Raw genomic sequence first — 17308 nt, 5'->3', positions numbered from 1 at the left:
ACCGGTCCATTATGCGGAGCCAACGCATACCCGTTACAGGTAGCCCTGCTCTTTCAAGCTCACGTACCTGGCGTCACCGATGATAATGTGGTCCAGCAGGGTAATGCCAAGCAGTTCGCCGGCTTCCCGCAAGGTGCGGGTAATGGCGAGGTCTTCCCTGCTGGGTGTTGGGTCGCCGCTGGGATGGTTATGTATGCAAATGACCGATGCGCTGCTGGAGCGAATCGCTTCTTTGAATACTTCCCGCGGATGCACAATGGAGGTGTCCAGACTCCCGACAAAAATCGTTTTTTTGCCGATGACGTGATTTTTGGTGTTGAGAAACAGACAGACAAAATGCTCCTGCGTCAGATGGCCAAGCTCTGGCATCATCAGTTCCGCCACATCGCGCGGCAGACGGATGGACGCGCGGCGCTGCCCCGAACCTCCAAGCAGTCTGCGCCCCAACTCGAATGCAGCATGCAACTCGATCGCTTTCACCTGTCCGATTCCCTTCAAGCTGGTGAGTTCGGTGTGAGAGGCTTGAGCCAGGCTGCGCAAGTCGCCAAACGTAGCCAGCAGGCGCTGGGCAAGTTCAAACGCCGTCTCCTGTTCACTGCCCGTTCGCAGCAGAATCGCGAGAAGCTCGGCATCGGACAGATGGCCCGCTCCTTCGCGCAGCAGTCTTTCTCTTGGGCGGTCATAGTAAGGGACGTTTTTCTTACGCATTTCGTTACAGGTGGTTGCCGACATTTTTACCGCCTCCAGCAAATCGTGATCGGTTTGCGGAAACGGCTGGCATCAGAAGCGTCATGAGCGGGCAGAGGCCGTTGCCGCGGAATGCGCAGCACTGATGCGTTACAGCAGGGTGATTCCGAAGCGGGAAAGCATGCGGGCCGTCAAGCACAGCGGCAGTCCGACCACCGTAAAGTAGTCGCCTTCGATGCTTTCCACAAGGGTGGAGCCAATGCCTTGAATGGCGTACGAACCGGCCTTGTCCATCGGTTCCTTGGTCGCGATGTAGGAGCGAATTTCCCGCTCGGTCAGCGGGCGAATCCGCACCGTGGTCTTGCTGTGTGCAACCTCGAAACGGCCGGTAGCGGCATCCGTCAGAGCGACGCCGCTGTACACGGTATGCTCACGGCCCTGGAGCTCCGAGAGCATGCGAAAAGCGTCCGGCTCGTCAGCCGGCTTGCCCAAAATGCGTCCGTCCAGGACCACGATGGTATCAGAGCCAAGCACGACGCCGGCATCGAGGCGGGAAGCGACGGCCTGCGCCTTGCGAAGGGCCAATTCTTCCACTACCGCTTCCGGGGACATTCCCGGCTGAGTCGTCTCGTCCACTTCACTGGTCATGACGGTAAACGGCAGACCCAACGTCTGCAAAAGTTCCCGCCTCCTCGGCGACGAGGAAGCCAAAATGAGTGATGTTTCTGCTTTCATGTCACGTTCGACCTACTTCATTCTGCGATATATCCAAAAGGCGAGAGCAAGCCCTCCGATACTGGCCAGATTTAGTTTTACCTGAATGTTTATGTTATACTTCAGGATTTCCAAATCGGCCGCCGGGGTCCATGAAATCTCTTTACTCTTTGCGAGAAACGGGATCCACGGTCCCAAAATCTCTCCCAGGATACTGCCGCATAACATCCCGGAAAGTAAAAGAAGCAGAAGCGTAAGTGTTTCTTTCCCCTTCAAATCCCTCATCTCCCTTTTGTCTCTGCGTCCGAACCACTATTCCCCGCATCCGTCCCGCAGAGGTGCGGTGCAGCCAATGGCGGCTGCCCGACCGGTGCCGTGCGGCAGCCCGGCAATACCGGAACGAAGCCGTTCGAACATCTATATCTCTCAAGGGATTTCTTTTTTGCCAACCATAAGTGTAGCAAATGGGACAAGGTGAAACAATCCCCGATACTTACTGTATGTAAAGAAAAAACTTCCTGCAAGAAAACCTGCATGGAAGTCTTGGTCATGTACCGTTATTCCGCCGCTTTCACCTGCCGGACCCAGTTGGCGTAGTTCTCCCAGAACGTCAGCACGCCGGCCTGCACCTGCCAAGCATACGATTCCGCGCTGGCCGTCTTGCCGCCGACAATTGCCTCCGCCATTTTGTCGCGGGCCTGCACAGCCTGGTTCATGCCGTTGACCATTCCGGCGAACAGAGACTGCCCCGACTCTTGCGCGGAAACGGATCGGCCCTGCTCCAGAAAACGGCGGTGCTGTTCTTTGATCGCGGACGCTTCTTCCTTAGACAGCACCGGCTGGGCCGAACTGATCACGTGACCCGATTGGCTGGCCAGGGTGCGGGCCATCTCCAGCCCGGTTTGGAAAAACGCATTCAAATCCTCCGGTGTTGCCGTCCCCGCCGGTCCTGTAACGGAAACGCTTCCGGAGACACCCGGCAGGACCCATTCCTTGACGTAGACGTCCATTCCCTTTGCCTTCAGATTGCTGGCAAACCCGAGCACGGCGTCGCGGGCAGGCGCCGCAGCAGCAAACAGATACTGTTTGTCCTCTCCTTTGTACAGGAAGTGCGGGATGCCCGCTGCGTCCAACGGCTTGATCGCCTCGGCTGTTGACGTCTCGGGTTGGAACACTCCGATCTGGGCCACGTACAAACGCTCCTCCGGCAGTTGCAGCTCCACCATTTGCTTTGTGCCGTCCGCGTCAGTCCCTGCGGCTTCGGGTGTGACCGGTCCGGCCGCTTTCATCCCGTCTGCCTTATCATCCTTCCCCACGGCCGAAAACGTCGTCACGGTATCGCTCAATACACTTTGATACGACCGGGACAGTTGTTCTTCGCCGAAAACGCTCAGCACCAGCAGTCCGAACACCAGCCCGATCGCCACCGCACCGCCGGTGGCAAACAGATTTTTTGTCACGGTGCCTTGACGCATCCATTTCGACAGGACAACCCGGCTGCGTCTGAAATGGCCGCTTTCCTCCTCATCCGGGGAGAACTCCGCCTCCCGCTGCGGCTCAACGCCGCTATCCCGCACTGCCGTCACCTGCGGGTGCTTTTTGTGAAGCTCTTTTAACAGCGACCAGGCATCCTCTTCCCGCGACGTTTTGACGGTCGGGACGAAAGGGATCCCCTCTGCTTTCCGCCACTCGATCGGGGGCTGCCCGCCGTCCGTCTGCCCTGTTTTCTTCTCCGTCCGGCTTCCATCCCACCGCTCGCCGTTCAATTTTACCGTCACCTGCGTTTTTCTCTGTCCGCTCACGACAACGCCCTCCTCAAAAACAGGCTCTGTTTGTACCAGTCTACGTCGTGTGGGGACAGGTTATGACAGCATGTGGACAGCGAGGATGCCCGCACAGAGAAACGGAGCAAACGGCAGCGATGCCCCACGCCTTGCCTGCCCATCCAGCAGCATCAGGACACCTGCCGCCAGCGCCAGCGCACTGCCGACGGTAAGCCCAGCGGCAAACGTCCGCCAGCCGACCGCTGCCGCCAGCACACCCGCCAGTTTGGCGTCCCCCATCCCCACCACATCAGGTCGAACCGCGGAGATCGTCCCGAACAGCAGCAAGCCAAAACCCCCTGCCAACAGCGAGGAAAGCCAGGCGTCCGGATGCTTCAGCCAATGCAGGGCCGACAGGACGGGCAGGGCCGCCAGCAGGACGGCATTGGGGATGCGCCGGAACAAAACATCGGTCAGAGAAACCAGGAGACTGAATACAATGAGTAGGAGAGCGGAAAGCTGCTCTGTGATGTCCCTCCCGTCCTGCATTCGTACGACGGCAAACAGGGTGCCGCAGAGAAGCGACACGACCAGCCGGCAAAAAAGCGCAGGAGCACGGAAAGCAGACGGCCCAAAACGACAGGCCAGTCCGCATACATACCAGCCGGCAGCAGTGCCAAGAACTCCCGCACCGATCGCTCCCCACATCTCCACAGCAATGCTCCCTCCCTGTTTTTCTTCGCTGCAATGATTCTGCCTCTTCACAGCGGGACAAAAACAGGGGAGCCGTATCTGCCTAATCCAGCGGCCTCATTTTTCTGAGGCCATGCTCAAACTGGTGCAGCTGGTCTATGCGCTCGTTGACGAACTGGAAATCCTCCTGCCACCCCTGCTGCTTCGATTCCTGCACGACTTCCGCCTTCTTTTCCAGCGTCTTGATTTCGTTTCGCAGCGCGATGATGATATCCACAAATGTGTCCATATTCATCTGCCGGATTCGCTGAATAAACTGCCATTCCGCTTCCGTCAGCCGATATTGTTTGTTTGCCACGAAGTGATCCCTTCTTTATTGTAAAATGTGTCAAATTTTAATACTTTCGTTTCAAAACATGGACTTTTTGACGTCGCAATTTATATAATTATATTTGAATATGTTTATATAGACGAATTTACAAGGAAGGAATGAATGCATACTAGCATGAAAGAATTCCCTCCCCTTCGTTGAGGTCAGAGTTGACGTCAGTTCATCCAAACAGGAGGCGATCGTTGTGTTCAATATTCGGGAGTGTGACTTGCCTGGTATCGGGCGAAAGTACCAAATCGATACCAGGGGAGGAGACAAGCTTGTAGTCGTCGTTCACGACGACGGCCGAAGAGAGCTGTACCACTTTGACAAGGACGACCAGGATGACAACATTTCCATGGTCACGCTGGATGACGACGAAGCGCGTCAGGTCGCCGGCATCATCGGCGGGATGACCTATAAGCCGAAAGCCCTCGATACCATTGAAATTGCCTTGGATCAGCTGGTCATCGAATGGTACAAGATTGAACCTGGTTTTCGCTGCATCGGAAAAACCATCGGCGAACTGGACATCCGCCAAAAAACAGGGGCAATCGTCATTGCCATCATTGAAAAAGACCACAAACAGATTATCAGTCCCGGGCCGGAGCAGGTCCTTACCGCCGGCTCAACCCTGGTGGTTGCCGGGGAAAGAAAGCAGGTGAAGGCGTTAAAAACCACGCTGAGCACGGGAGGTGAATGATATTGGAGTACATCGTGTTTGAAGTAGGCCTGGCCATCGCGTTGATTGCCATCGCCGGCTTCATTTCCACGAAACTTCGCTTCTCCATTGTCCCCTTTTACATTCTGGTCGGCATGGCGGTGGGGCCCCACGCCCCTGATATCGGCCTGTTTGACCTCCGCTTCATTGAAAGTGCGCCGCTCATCGAATTTATGGGCCGCATCGGCATGCTGTTTCTGCTGTTCTACCTGGGACTTGAATTCTCCGTCGGCCGTCTGATCAAGGCAGGCCGCTCGATCGCCGTAGGCGGTACCATCTACATCGCCATCAATTTCACGCTCGGACTTTTGTTCGGGTTTGCCGCCGGGTTTCCCACAAAGGAAGCGCTGGTGATTGCCGGCATTACCACCAGTTCGTCCAGCGCCATCGTGGCAAAAGTGCTGGTCGACCTGAAACGGACAGCCAACCCGGAAACGGAGATGATCCTCGGCATTATCATGTTTGAGGACATCTTCCTGGCCCTCTACATCTCCATCATGTCCGGCCTGGTGCTGAGCGGGGCCTCATCGATTGCGGGCGTCATTACTTCCGCACTGATCGCGCTCGGCTACATGCTGCTGTTCATCATCATTGGGCGAAAGGCAGTCCCCTTGCTGAACCGCGCGCTCCAGATCAAATCCAATGAAGTGTTCATGCTCGCCGTGTTTTCCGGCCTCTTTCTGGTCGCCGGCTTCTCCGAGAAGATCCACGTCGCCGAGGCGATAGGAGCGCTGCTCGTCGGCCTGGTGCTCGCGGAAACGGAGCATATGAAACGAATCGAGCATCTGATTCTGCCTTTCCGCGACTTTTTTGGCGCCATGTTCTTCTTCAGTTTTGGCCTGACGATCGATCCCTTGGCGCTGAGCGGAGCCGTGTGGCTGTCCATCATCGCCGTACTGCTCACAATGATCGGCAACTTTTCCGCCGGTCTGCTCGCCGGACGAAGCGTCGGCCTGTCCCCCAAGGCTTCGTCCAACATCGGACTCACCATTATGTCACGCGGTGAATTCTCCATCATCATCGCGAATCTGGGGAAATCCGGCGGCCTGCTTGAGATCCTCCAGCCGTTTGCGGCCCTTTACGTGTTAATTCTGGCGATTACGGGCCCGTTACTGACGAAGGAATCAAAGCGGATTTACAACCTGCTGAACCGGGTAATCCCATTAGAGCGGATGGGGCGGAAGAAGCCTGCGGAAAGCTCCGGCCAGCATTGACAACCGGCAAGGCCACAGCCAGAGGCGGCTCGGATGTGTTCCAAGCGGCCTCTGGCGACCATTCACGGCATCCATGTGACCAGGAGACCGGCATGCACCAGCCCGCCGCCAAATCCGTAGAGGAGCAGCGTATCCCCGGGCTTTACCTTTCCGTCGCGGATGCCCAGTGAAAGCGCCAGCGGAATGGTGGCCGCCGACGTATTCCCGTAGTACTCCATGCTGTACAGTGTCTTCTCCAACGGAAATCCGCTTTTTTCGCAGATGGACTCAATCATCCGCAGATTGGCGCTGTGGGGAATGAACCAATCCACGTCCCCAAGCGTAAGTCCGGCCTGCTCCACCACTTTCGCCATGCCTGCGGGAACCGTAGTGACCGCCCATTTGTACACCTCCCGGCCGTTTTGCACGATACAACCGTTTCCTGCCAGTTCTGCCTCACCCATTCGCCGCGACAACCCCGTGCGGTACAGATGAATGCCTCCCTCTCCTTTTGTTCCCAAATGGGCGGCAAGAAATCCCGGGTGTTTCTCATCCCGCTCGACCAGTACCGCCCCGGCGCCGTCGCCAAACAGAATGCAGGTGGTCCGATCCGTGTAGTCGGTCACCTTGGACAAGGTTTCCGCGGCCACGACCAGCACTTTTCGATGCAGCCCCGCACTGATCATGCCGTTGGCCAAGTGCAGGGCGTAGGCAAACCCGGCACAGGTGGCGTTTACATCAAGCGCTCCCGCCTGCCCGATTCCAAAGCGGGCTTGAATGCGGCTGGCGACGCTGGGAAAGGGGTAATCCGGCGTGGTCGTAGAGACGAGAATGAGGTCGACATCCTCCACCGTTTTTCCATACGCCTTGATCATATCCTCAACGGCGGCGATTGCCAAATCGCTGGTGAACTGGTTTTCGTCGGCGATCCGCCGCTCCCGTATGCCGGTGCGCTGCACGATCCACTCATCCGACGTGTCTACCATCTTTTCCAGGTCAAAGTTGGTCAGCACACGCGCCGGCACGCAGGTACCAATGGCCGTGATGCGTGCTTTCGATGCCGTTTTCATACTCATCTTTTCTCACCTCGCTCGTATTGTACCCCTATTATATCACCAAGTATTATTACCTGATGCTAATTTTCCCGTTTTATTCTATTGCTTTCATCACAAAAAACGCCCGGACCGTCATCCGGACGTTTTTTTGCCGTTTTTCACACGTGCTTGCCGTTACTTGACCAGCTTATCCACCAGCCAGTAAGCGGACTTCCATATGTCGCCCGCTCCCATGGTCAGGACCATGTCGCCGGGCCGCAGCGCGTTGACCAGATGCTCCTGTACCTGTTCTTTCGTCGGGATGTACTGCGCGCGCGGGTGGCTGTTGGTGCGAATCTTTTCCACCAGCGCTTCGGCGGTCACCCCTTCGATTTTCTCCTCGCCAGCCGGGGAGTAGATGTCGGTGATGATCACCTCGTCCGCTTCCTTGAACGCCCGGCTGAACTCATCCATGAGAAAATACGTGCGGGTGAATCGCTGCGGCTGAAAGACGGCGATCACGCGTCTGCCCGACGCCCGGGCGCCGTTCAGCGTGGCCATGATTTCCGTCGGATGGTGGGCGTAGTCGTCCACCACGAGGATGTCACGCGCTTCTCCGATAATCTGGAACCGACGTTTTGCTCCTCTGAACGTTCCCAGCGCCTGCGCAACCGCTTCGAAGCTCAGCCCCGCTTCCAGACAGACGATAATCGCTGCCAGTGCGTTGGCCACGTTGTGCTTGCCCGGCACGTGCAGCGTCAGCTCGCCGAGCAGCTCTCCACGTCGGTACACCTCGCATTGGGTGCGGCGGTCGCCGCAGAGGATCGACCGTGCGCTGAAATCTGCCTGATCCACAAACGACGGGTTGATGGCGTACGTAATCACTGTTTCGGATACCGCTGTCATCATTTCCCGGACAGTCGGATCGTCGAGACACAGAATCGCTTTTCCGCCCGGTTTCAAGTGACTGAGGAACTGCGCGTACGCCCGCTTGAGATTGTTAAAATCGCCGCCAAAATGTTCCAGGTGGTCCGGTTCAATGTTGGTGACGACTTCGTACACAGGCCGATACTCCAGGAAGGAGCCGTCGCTCTCGTCCGCTTCCGCAACGACGATATCGCTTTTGCCCGCTTTTGCGTTGGTTCCCGCATTCAGCAGTTCTCCACCGATGATAAACGTCGGATCTACTCCGCACTCTTCCAGAACGTGGGCGATCATCGAAGTCGTCGTCGTCTTGCCGTGTGCACCTGCAACGGCCACGCCCGTCCGCTCGTTGAGAATACGGGCCAGCATCTGGGAGCGGTGCAGCACAGGAATGCCGCTTGCCTGGGCCGCGACGACTTCCGGGTTATCCTTTGGAATACTGGTGGAATATACGACCAGATCGCTGCCTGCGACATGCTTGGCATCGTGGCCGATATACACGACAGCTCCCCGTTCCACCAGTTTTTGGGCCAGATCGTTCATTGCGACATCTGAGCCGGTTACCTTGTAGCCAAGGTCGATCAAGACGCGGGCGATGGCACTCATGCCATATCCGCCAATGCCCACAAAGTGGACGCGTTGGGCCTGATCCACCCTATTCACCTGCCTCTTCTACTGTAGTGGGAAAGAACGCGCGTACTTGGGCGATGAAGTAGAGCGAACCGCAGACAACCAACCAATCGTCGCCGTTTACCCTCCGGCTGTCCTTCACCCAAGAAGAAAGAAACGCCTGCCAGTCGGAGACGGACTCAAGACTTTCTGTCTGCCATCCTCCCGAGCAAAACGCATCGTACAATTGCCGGCTCTCGGCGGCGCGAGGAAAGTCAAACGTCGCAAGGTGTATGGTCTTCACACGCTCTTGCAGCGGTTTGAGCGCCTCGGCCATCTGAGCAAGCGGCTTATCCGCCAGTCCGGCAAACAGCAGGTGCAGCCGGGTGTCTGCTGTCACCAACCGCTCCAGACTGCTCACCAGCGCTTCTATTCCCTCCCGGTTGTGTGCCCCGTCCAACACGACCGTCGGTCTTGACGAGACGACTTCTAGACGTCCTGGCCAGCGAGTTTGTTGCAGTCCGCGGGCAATTTCCTCGTCTTCCAGCAAAAAGGAGAAGAAGTTTTTCAGCACGTCGATCGTCATCAGGGCAACGGCAGCATTATCCGCCTGATGGGGGCCGTTCATGGCCAGCCGGTAATCCGTCTCGTGCCGGCGGTGCAGGCTGCGGTAGCGGATGAGCTGCTCACCCATCCGCTCCTCCAGCTGCTCCACGTCAAAGTGTTGACCGATTGTGTACAGTGTGCCGCGTGCTTTCTCGACGTGTTCCCGGAAAACGGTGAGCACTTCCGGCCGCCGTTCACCGGTCACGACAGGCACACCCGGTTTGATAATCCCCGCTTTTTCCCGGGCAATCTCCTCCAGGGTGCCTCCCAGGACATCCGTGTGATCCATGCCGATGTTGGTAATGACCGAAACGAGCGGAAAGACGACGTTGGTGGAGTCGTTCCGTCCTCCCAATCCCGCTTCCCACACGACGACGGCGGGTCTGGCAATCTTGGCAAAGTAAAGGATGGCGATCATGGTGATCACCTCAAACTCCGTGGGCGAGCCGTACTCCGTTTCCGCCGCGCAGCGCTCCACGAGCGGCTTCACCTCATTGGCCACCGCTACCAGATCATCCTCGGGGATCATGACGCCATTAAACCGAATCCGCTCGCGAAAATCGAGCAGATACGGAGAGGTGAACGTGCCCACGCTGTAGCCGGCTTCCAGCAGCATCTGCGTCAGATAGGCGCAGGTGGAGCCTTTTCCGTTCGTGCCGGCGACGTGGACAAACGCCAGCCTGCGCTCGGGATGATCCAATTCCTGCAGCATCCACCGCATTCTCTCCAGACCCGGTTTCTGCCCGAATCTCAGCAGCCCGTGCAGCCAGTCAAGCGTTTCACTGTACCCTTCCAAACGGTTTACGTTCATACCGCATTGCTCCATTCTCAAAAGTATGCGAAAGGTCGGCGGTTCATTCGCTTTTCAGTTCCGCCAGGCGGGCAATCACTTTGTCCCGCTTCTCCATGTAATCAGCCAGTTTGGCCTTTTCTTCGTCAATCACTTTTGCCGGGGCTTTTGCCATAAAGCCCGGGTTGTTCAGCTTGTTCTCGATCCGCTCTACTTCCTTGTGCAGCGTCGCCAGTTCTTTTTCCAGGCGTTTGATCTCCTGGTCGAGATCGATCAGCCCGGCCAGCGGCAGGAACAGCTCCGCACCCGTCACCACGGCGGACATCGCCTTGTCCGGCGTCGCCAACTGCTCACTGATCTCCAGGCGTTCAGGATTGCAGAAGCGGACGATGTACTCTTTGCCCCGGTTCAGGCGTTCCAGCGCAACGGCGTCGCCCGGCTTGATCAGCAGCTCGATCTTTTTGGACATCGGCACGTTGACCTCGGCGCGAATGTTGCGCACGCTGCGGATCACTTCCATGAGCAGGTTCATCTCTGCCTCGGCATCCGGGAAGCTCCACTGTTCATTGACAGTCGGCCATGCCGCCACCGTGATGCTCTCGCCCTGGTGAGGCAGCGCCTGCCAGATTTCCTCGGTGATGAACGGCATGAACGGATGCAGGAGGCGCAGCGTTTGATCCAGCACGGTGGCGAGCACGGACTGGGTCGTCTTCTTCGCCGCCTCGTCGCTGCCGTACAGCGGCAGTTTGGCCATCTCGATGTACCAGTCGCAGAGATCGTCCCAGATGAAGTTGTACAGCACACGTCCTGCTTCGCCAAATTCAAACGCGTCCATCAAGCGGGTCACGTCGGCGATGGTAGCCTGCAGACGGGAGAGAATCCACTTGTCCGGCGTGGACAGTTCGCCCGACAGGTCAATGTCCTCGTAGCGGAAGCCGGCCATGTTCATCAGGGCAAAACGGGAGGCGTTCCAGATCTTGTTGGCGAAGTTGCGGTTGGATTCCACCTTCTCCCAGTAGAAGCGCTGGTCGTTCCCCGGCGAGTTGCCCGTCGCCAGCGTGAAGCGGAGCGCGTCTGCCCCGTATTTTTCAATTACTTCCATCGGATCGACGCCATTGCCCAGCGACTTGGACATCTTGCGCCCTTCGGAATCGCGAATAATGCCGTGAATCAACACGGTCTCAAACGGATTTTTCCCGGTAAACTCCAGGCCGCTGAAAATCATCCGGGCGACCCAGAAGAAGATGATGTCGTAGCCGGTGACCAGCACGTTGGTCGGATAAAAGTACTTCAAGTCCTCGGTCTCGTCCGGCCAGCCCAGCGTGGAGAACGGCCAGAGCGCGGACGAGAACCAGGTGTCAAGGACGTCCGGGTCCTGCTCCAGCTTGTGGCTGTGGCAGTGCGGGCACTCGGTCACGTCGTCGCGGGACACAATCGTCTCGCCGCAGTCCTGGCAGTACCATGCCGGAATCCGGTGTCCCCACCAGAGCTGACGGGAAATGCACCAGTCGCGAATGTTTTCAATCCAGCGCAAGTAGTTGTTCTTGAAGCGTTCCGGAACGAATTTGACGCTGTTCTCGCTGTACGCATTGGCGATGGCAGCATCGGCCAGAGGCTGCATTTTGACGAACCACTGCGTCGACAGGTACGGCTCGACGACGGCGTCGCTCCGCTCGCTGTGACCCACCTGGTGGATGTGCTCCTCGATTTTGAACATGACGCCCTGCTCGGTCAGGTCCTTGATGATCTGCTTGCGGCACTCGAAGCGGTCGAGGCCCTGATACTTGCCGGCGTTTTCGTTCATCGTGCCGGTTTCGTCCATGACCACGATCTGCGGCAGGTTGTGTCTTAAGCCGATTTCAAAGTCGTTCGGATCGTGGGCCGGCGTGATTTTCACGGCGCCGGAACCAAACTCGGGGTCGACGTAGTCGTCAGCTACGATCGGAATTTCCCGGCCGACAATCGGCAGGATCACCGTTTTGCCGATCAGGTGCTTGTATCGTTCGTCATCCGGGTGAACAGCGACAGCAGTATCACCCAGCATCGTTTCCGGACGGGTGGTCGCCACTTCGATGTAGCCGCTGCCGTCAGCCAGCGGGTAGCGCATGTGGTGCAGCGCGCCCTTCACCTCTTTGTAGATCACCTCGATGTCGGAGAGCGCCGTGCGTGCGACCGGGTCCCAGTTGATGATGCGGTTGCCGCGGTAGATCAGGCCTTTTTCGTAGAGACGGACGAATACCTCGCGCACCGCCCGGGACAGTCCTTCGTCCATGGTAAAGCGTTCACGCGAATAGTCCAGCGCCAGCCCCAGCTTTTCCCACTGGTCGCGGATGTGTTGGGCGTAGATGTGCTTCCACTCCCAGACTTTTTCCAAAAACTTCTCCCGACCCAGATCGTGGCGGGAAATGCCCTGTTCGCGCAGGTTTGCTTCCACGCGGGCCTGAGTGGCGATTCCGGCGTGGTCCATCCCCGGCAAAAACAGCGTGCTGTAACCCTGCATTCGCTTGGCGCGGGTGATGATGTCCTGCAGGGTGGTGTCCAGAGCGTGCCCCAGGTGCAGCTTGCCCGTCACGTTCGGCGGCGGGATGACGATCGTGAACGGACGTTTGTCCGGATCACGCTCCGCCTTGAAAAACTGCTTTTCGATCCAGTACGGATACCATTTGCTTTCCGCTGCCTTCGGATCGTAGTTCTTCGGCAGCAGTTGATCGATGTCTTGCGTCGGTTGAGTCGACATAGCACATCCTCCTTCGGAAAATAAAAAAACCTTTCATCCAAAGGACGAAAGGATCATTTCGCGGTACCACCTTTGTTAACACACGGCGCGTCGAAAAGACAGACGGGGCGTGCGTTCCCTCAGACACATAACGGCTGTTGACCGGTTTCGGCTAAGCGGCATCGCTTCACCGAAACAACTCCCGGGCGACCTTCAGCCATTCCCTGCCTTAGAGAATCTCGCAGCAAATGATTCTCCCTCTCTGCCAAGGCGTCCTGGCCTACTCTTCCCGTTCATCGCTTGTTCCCTGTTCTGTTGCAGATTCTAGGTTATTATTATATACAAACTGCGCGCAGCCCGTCAAACCCGGCCTGCTACGCTTTTTTGACGCCAATGCCGAGCGCCTCCGCAAACCCCAGCAGTTCCAGGATGTCCAATATCTCTTCCCGCACGTTGACGATTTCCACGTGTTTGCCCGCACTAAGCAAATCCTTGGTGGTGTAAAACAGGCTGCAAATCCCTGAAGAATCGACAAACGTCACGTCGCGAAAGTCAACCGTCACGCGTTGATTCCGCTCCCCGTATTCGCGCAGCAGCCGCCCCACTTCGTCCCCTACGGCCATGTCCAGTTCTCCGGCAAAAAACAGCGCGGCCTGTCCGTCCGCTTCGATTGCCCGGTATTCCATGCACAAACTCCTCTCCCTTGGTTTTCTCATCACGCCACCGGTACTGACAGTTCCCTGCTTTCATGTATTACCCTTTTGTGCATTTCCCAAACATTCACAATGGTTGGACGCGGCACTCCAAGACCAGTTTTGTGCCCGCCGACGAACTGCAAAGCAGGAGCCGGTCGCAGCACCGCAGCATGACGTGAAACCCGACACCCAGCGAGTTTCGGGTGGAATAGCCCTGGATCAGCGTCGCACGCGGCAGTTCTTCCAGATCGATGCCGCCCCCCTGGTCATGGACGACGGCGCGGCACACTTGCTCATTTGCCCGGTAGAGAGTGACCGTACCGCCGCTGCCGTGCTTCAGCGTATTGCTGGCCGCTTCGTTCAGCGCCACGATGTACTGCAATAGACGCTTGTCCGCCATTCCGAGCGGCTCCAGCACCCGTCGGCACTCGCGCCTCAGCCTGCTCAAATCCTCCGGAGCCCGTACGTCAATGGCAGCCAGCATCTCTCCTTCCCTGATCAGTACAAACAGTTCCTCGTCAGTCAACAGGACCAGCTTGTCGCCCGTCACCGACGCCAACACCTGTTTGTACAAATCCCACTCTTTTTTCTGCCGCCGCCGCTCCTCGGCAATCGCCTCCGTAATGTCGATCAGCGCAAGGCCGCACGTCCGGTCCGGCAGGGGAGACGCGTACAGCTCGTAGACACGGCTCCCGTCCGGCGCCACGACCTGTTCCCTGAGCGCGGTGCCCGCGTCCGCCGCCCGTGCCGCCAGACGGCGCATCTCCTGCTCCAGCGGCTCGTCCACCCGAGCTGTCCCGAGCGGACGCAGGCGGCCGTCCTCCACCAGATAAAGGTAGATCGCCCCCACCTGGCGCAGGATGGAGAGCTTCTGCAGCTCCTGCTTGATTATCCGGCTCCACTCGTCGTTCCGCTCCCGCATGTTTTTCAACAGCGAGGCCGGGTCGAGCTCCCCGCTCAGATGCCAGCGGTGAAACTCATCCAGGAGCAGCCGCTCCAGCACCTCGTTCCGGCGCAGCACCTTTTCAATATCCAGCACGTAATACGGCACATTGCGGATTCCCCGGACCAGGCTGCCGATAATCCGAAAGTCGGCGGCCAGCTCCACTTCAATTCGCCCATGCAGCGGCTGCCCGGGACAGTACAGCCCCACTGCGGTCCGGCTGACCGCGCGCAGCTCCGCGACAGCCTCCGCGCCGTCCGCCAAAAGCGTCAGACGAACCTGCCGGGGCGGCAGCACCTTCTGCGCCGAGCGGCCCACCCGCAGTTCGTTCAGGCAGTTGCGGCAGGAGGGCTCGTCGGGACACCGCTCACACAGTATCATGCTCCTTCCCCCTCTTTCTTCGCAGCCGTTTGAAACTGAAGGATCAACAAGGAAATGTCATCCTTCTGCTGCCAGGCGCGGGTCAATTCCCAGACGCGCTGCTCCACCAGGGCAATGCGATCTTCGGCCGATGTCCGGCATTCGTTCCACAATGCGGACAATTCCCGGCGCCATCTGTCGGGGCAGCGGCTCGAATCGCGCCGCTTCAGGTCTGGCAGGCCATCCGTGTAGACGAGCAGCATGCCGTCTTCAGTAATGTCCATTTCCTCCCGGACGTAGCGGCTGTCGGACGACAACCCCAGCCCCAAGCCCCCGGCGCAGGAGAACAGGCCGACCTTGCTGGCCGACAGGTACAGCGGCTGGGGATGGCCCGCCCGGCTGAGAAAGAGCTTGTGGGCAACAGCGTCGTACACCACGATCAACATCGTGATGAACGAGCGCGTTTTGCTCAAATCCGCATACAGCAGGTTGTTCAGCCTGTAGAGTATCTGGTCAGGCTCCCAGCACGTCTGGATCACTGCCCGCAGCGCGCTGCGAATGCTGTTGGCCATCAGGCTGGCCGGCAGGCCGTGTCCCGATGCGTCTGCCACGACAAAGCAGGTGTAGCGCTGGTCAATCCGGACGTAATCCACGTAGTCCCCGCCCACGTAGGCAACCGGCAGATAGACCGCTTTTGCCTGCAGGCGCGGCAGCACCATCCGTTCCTCAGGAATGAGCAGCAGTTGAATTCTCCGCGCAAGCTCCATCTCCTGCTCCATCAGGCGCAGTTCAAGCGACTGGTTTTCGTGCAGACAGCGCAGGATCAGACCACGCACGTTGACCGCGAGCAGTCGGTAAAAGGGGTGCTCCATCTCTTTTTCATCCGCCTCTTCGTCCGCCGTCTTGGCCAACACCACCACGTAGCGGGGCGACAGCGGCGAATCCCGCTGTTCGTCGACGACAATCTGCTCCGTCAGCGTATGCCGAATTTGCGGATGGTCCGGATTGCCCCGGACGCTCTCGTAATAGACGACACCATCCGCTGACTCCAGGGACAGCCGCAGGTATAAAAGCGTGCCCATTTTGGCAAACCAGGCGTCCACCAGCTCCTCGATCACCAGCTGCAGGTTTTCGTAGCTCACTTCCCTCATGCTGTGCTCGTTGCTGACGATCAGGAGCTGTTCATAGCGCTGCTTCAGCTTGAGCAGCTGCGCCATCTGGGCGTTTTTCCGCCCACTCTGCTCCAATTGCTCCGCGAACCTCCGTTCCAGTCTGTCCACATACCCAAAGGCGCGTTTGATCACGCTCCGGTTGGCCCGGATTGTCAGCACCAGCCTCACCAGCGCCACCAGCGCTCCCAGGGCCATGCCGATCAGACTGAGGCGCGGTATGGCGGCAACGGATAAGGCGGCAACCACGGTACCTGTCAGCAGTACCGCCGCCATGGATGCATCATGGAGGGAAAATGTCAGTCTTTCGTACGAATGGGTGCAGTCGTCGATTTCCAGTGAGCGTTCACTGACTCGCTCACGACGCTGATGCGCCCGGCAGAGAAGCCAAAGCGAAGTGGCCCCCGCTCCAAACAGCAGAGCCGGAGACAAAAAGGGCAGCGCCGCCGTCAAAACAATAAACGGCAAAACGGCCGCAAGCAGGCGGCGCCGATCCGGCTGGGCCGCATCCGCCATCCGCCGATTGGCGAGTGCCAGGGTGACGGCGGGAAGCAGCAGCAAAAACCCGCTTTGCAGCGCCATTTGGGCGTGCAGCTGGCGGGACAAATCCGGCATGAGCATCAGGCAGACGGCTGTTGTGCCCAACATGGCGCACAGCGTCAGTGCGTCCAGCAGCGTCTTCCACCGCTCGCGGCCGAGATACGGAGCAAACATCGTGTGCAAGGCCAACAGAAAAAAGAGCGAAAAGCACACACACAAAGACAGGCTGATTATCCGGCCCCAAGCCATCGGGATGAATCCCAGCAGGTGTCCGGCTCCCCAGCTGATCAATCCCCATCCCAGCCAAAACGCATCCCAACGCCTATCGCAAGCTGAACGACGGGACACATGCACCAGATACGCGCCCGCGCCCGTACCCAGCGTGTAAAGAAGAGCTTCCCAGATCATCGTGGATCTCCTTATTTTTGCTATCCTATCAGACTATTTTCATTTTACCTACCCGCTCACTCCTGCGTCCAAACCTGTTTTTGCCCCGATAAGCGCGGCTGGTGCAAGGCACTGGCTGTATTCCTTGCGCATATGCTGGAACGAGGTGATTCCGATGAACTGCCGCTGGAAATTCCACCCCACCTACCTGAGGATCAAGTACGGCTGCAAACAGGTTCTGCTGCCGCTGATCATCTTTCAGTTCATCCGCACGGTGATCGTTCCCACATCGTTTGACGTCGTCCTGCTCGGCATCCTGGGGCTCTTGTACGTGGCCATTTACCTCGGCTGGCTGTAGGGGACTTCAATGAGGACAGCAAAAAAACAACGCCCC

General features: G+C 58.1%; 16 protein-coding genes and 1 other annotated feature. Of the genes, 3 read left to right on the top strand and 13 right to left on the bottom strand.

The annotated features are described in order from the left end of the window. Nucleotides 1-33: 33 nt before the first annotated feature. From radC to KDN35_RS13150, 6 genes are all read right to left on the bottom strand, one after another. On the bottom strand, nucleotides 34-708 hold the full coding sequence (gene radC, locus KDN35_RS13175) for a RadC family protein (protein ID WP_171565520.1): 675 nt from the start codon (nucleotides 706-708) through the stop codon (nucleotides 34-36). 129 nt (nucleotides 709-837) lie between these two features. Continuing rightward, nucleotides 838-1422 (bottom strand): Maf family protein, encoded by a 585-nt coding sequence (locus KDN35_RS13170; protein WP_212132916.1) that lies wholly within the window; start codon nucleotides 1420-1422, stop codon nucleotides 838-840. A gap of 12 nt (nucleotides 1423-1434) precedes the next feature. Continuing rightward, nucleotides 1435-1629: a DUF4321 domain-containing protein gene (locus KDN35_RS13165; protein WP_249179098.1), complete on the bottom strand. Its 195-nt coding sequence runs from the start codon at nucleotides 1627-1629 to the stop codon at nucleotides 1435-1437. Between the two features lie 329 nt (nucleotides 1630-1958). After that, nucleotides 1959-3203: a hypothetical protein gene (locus KDN35_RS13160; protein ID WP_212132915.1), complete on the bottom strand. Its 1245-nt coding sequence runs from the start codon at nucleotides 3201-3203 to the stop codon at nucleotides 1959-1961. 60 nt (nucleotides 3204-3263) lie between these two features. Continuing rightward, entirely contained in the window at nucleotides 3264-3872 is a 609-nt protein-coding gene (locus KDN35_RS13155; protein WP_249179097.1) for a prepilin peptidase, read from the bottom strand. Nucleotides 3873-3960: 88 nt separating this feature from the next. Beyond that, nucleotides 3961-4215, bottom strand: coding sequence for a hypothetical protein (locus tag KDN35_RS13150; RefSeq protein WP_171565484.1), 255 nt, complete (start codon nucleotides 4213-4215; stop codon nucleotides 3961-3963). A gap of 217 nt (nucleotides 4216-4432) precedes the next feature. Here KDN35_RS13150 and KDN35_RS13145 point away from each other — a divergent pair, with 217 nt between their 5' ends. Then, nucleotides 4433-4930 (top strand): cation:proton antiporter regulatory subunit, encoded by a 498-nt coding sequence (locus KDN35_RS13145; protein WP_171565485.1) that lies wholly within the window; start codon nucleotides 4433-4435, stop codon nucleotides 4928-4930. Between the two features lie 2 nt (nucleotides 4931-4932). Further along, entirely contained in the window at nucleotides 4933-6162 is a 1230-nt protein-coding gene (locus KDN35_RS13140) for a cation:proton antiporter (RefSeq protein ID WP_212132914.1), read from the top strand. A 62-nt stretch (nucleotides 6163-6224) separates the two neighbouring features. Here KDN35_RS13140 and KDN35_RS13135 read toward each other — a convergent pair whose 3' ends face one another. The 7 genes from KDN35_RS13135 to KDN35_RS19920 form a co-directional block, all read right to left on the bottom strand. Further along, a complete protein-coding gene (locus KDN35_RS13135; RefSeq protein ID WP_212132913.1) occupies nucleotides 6225-7217 on the bottom strand; it encodes a ketoacyl-ACP synthase III in 993 nt (330 codons plus the stop codon). Between the two features lie 153 nt (nucleotides 7218-7370). Beyond that, nucleotides 7371-8753, bottom strand: coding sequence for a UDP-N-acetylmuramate--L-alanine ligase (gene murC, locus KDN35_RS13130; RefSeq protein ID WP_212132912.1), 1383 nt, complete (start codon nucleotides 8751-8753; stop codon nucleotides 7371-7373). A gap of 1 nt (nucleotide 8754) precedes the next feature. Continuing rightward, a complete protein-coding gene (locus KDN35_RS13125) occupies nucleotides 8755-10125 on the bottom strand; it encodes a bifunctional folylpolyglutamate synthase/dihydrofolate synthase (protein ID WP_212132911.1) in 1371 nt (456 codons plus the stop codon). 43 nt (nucleotides 10126-10168) lie between these two features. Next, nucleotides 10169-12841, bottom strand: a complete 2673-nt coding sequence (locus KDN35_RS13120) for a valine--tRNA ligase (RefSeq protein WP_212132910.1) — start codon at nucleotides 12839-12841, stop codon at nucleotides 10169-10171. Between the two features lie 37 nt (nucleotides 12842-12878). Continuing rightward, nucleotides 12879-13126: a binding site (T-box leader), on the bottom strand. A 68-nt stretch (nucleotides 13127-13194) separates the two neighbouring features. Beyond that, nucleotides 13195-13506 (bottom strand): STAS domain-containing protein, encoded by a 312-nt coding sequence (locus KDN35_RS13115; protein WP_171565491.1) that lies wholly within the window; start codon nucleotides 13504-13506, stop codon nucleotides 13195-13197. Between the two features lie 94 nt (nucleotides 13507-13600). Beyond that, complete coding sequence (locus KDN35_RS13110) at nucleotides 13601-14839, bottom strand: ATP-binding protein (RefSeq protein WP_212132909.1); 1239 nt, start codon at nucleotides 14837-14839, stop codon at nucleotides 13601-13603. Continuing rightward, nucleotides 14836-16935 (bottom strand): SpoIIE family protein phosphatase, encoded by a 2100-nt coding sequence (locus tag KDN35_RS19920; RefSeq protein WP_249179093.1) that lies wholly within the window; start codon nucleotides 16933-16935, stop codon nucleotides 14836-14838. Before KDN35_RS19920 ends, KDN35_RS13110 begins: the two co-directional genes overlap by 4 nt. Nucleotides 16936-17089: 154 nt before the next feature. Between KDN35_RS19920 and KDN35_RS13100 the strand changes: the two genes are divergently transcribed. Continuing rightward, nucleotides 17090-17272 carry a hypothetical protein gene (locus KDN35_RS13100; RefSeq protein WP_171565493.1) on the top strand — a complete coding sequence of 61 codons (183 nt, stop codon included), beginning with the start codon at nucleotides 17090-17092 and terminating at the stop codon, nucleotides 17270-17272. The last annotated feature ends 36 nt before the right edge of the window (nucleotides 17273-17308 follow it).

The organism is Brevibacillus sp. NL20B1, assembly GCF_018195675.1.
Classification (GTDB): domain Bacteria; phylum Bacillota; class Bacilli; order Brevibacillales; family Brevibacillaceae; genus Brevibacillus; species Brevibacillus aydinogluensis.
Note: the sequence above shows the minus strand (reverse complement) of the source record. Positions and strands in the feature narration are given on the sequence as shown.

What these genes read in the sequence shown, in the direction of transcription:
- radC (WP_171565520.1), bottom strand. Translation starts at nt 708, where the DNA reads ATGCGTAAGAAAAACGTCCCTTACTATGACCGCCCAAGAGAAAGACTG.
- KDN35_RS13170 (WP_212132916.1), bottom strand. Translation starts at nt 1,422, where the DNA reads ATGAAAGCAGAAACATCACTCATTTTGGCTTCCTCGTCGCCGAGGAGG.
- KDN35_RS13165 (WP_249179098.1), bottom strand. Translation starts at nt 1,629, where the DNA reads ATGTTATGCGGCAGTATCCTGGGAGAGATTTTGGGACCGTGGATCCCG.
- KDN35_RS13155 (WP_249179097.1), bottom strand. Translation starts at nt 3,872, where the DNA reads ATGTGGGGAGCGATCGGTGCGGGAGTTCTTGGCACTGCTGCCGGCTGG.
- KDN35_RS13135 (WP_212132913.1), bottom strand. Translation starts at nt 7,217, where the DNA reads ATGAGTATGAAAACGGCATCGAAAGCACGCATCACGGCCATTGGTACC.
- KDN35_RS13125 (WP_212132911.1), bottom strand. Translation starts at nt 10,125, where the DNA reads ATGAACGTAAACCGTTTGGAAGGGTACAGTGAAACGCTTGACTGGCTG.
- KDN35_RS13120 (WP_212132910.1), bottom strand. Translation starts at nt 12,841, where the DNA reads ATGTCGACTCAACCGACGCAAGACATCGATCAACTGCTGCCGAAGAAC.
- KDN35_RS13115 (WP_171565491.1), bottom strand. Translation starts at nt 13,506, where the DNA reads ATGGAATACCGGGCAATCGAAGCGGACGGACAGGCCGCGCTGTTTTTT.
- KDN35_RS13110 (WP_212132909.1), bottom strand. Translation starts at nt 14,839, where the DNA reads ATGATACTGTGTGAGCGGTGTCCCGACGAGCCCTCCTGCCGCAACTGC.
- KDN35_RS19920 (WP_249179093.1), bottom strand. Translation starts at nt 16,935, where the DNA reads ATGATCTGGGAAGCTCTTCTTTACACGCTGGGTACGGGCGCGGGCGCG.
- KDN35_RS13100 (WP_171565493.1), top strand. Translation starts at nt 17,090, where the DNA reads ATGAACTGCCGCTGGAAATTCCACCCCACCTACCTGAGGATCAAGTAC.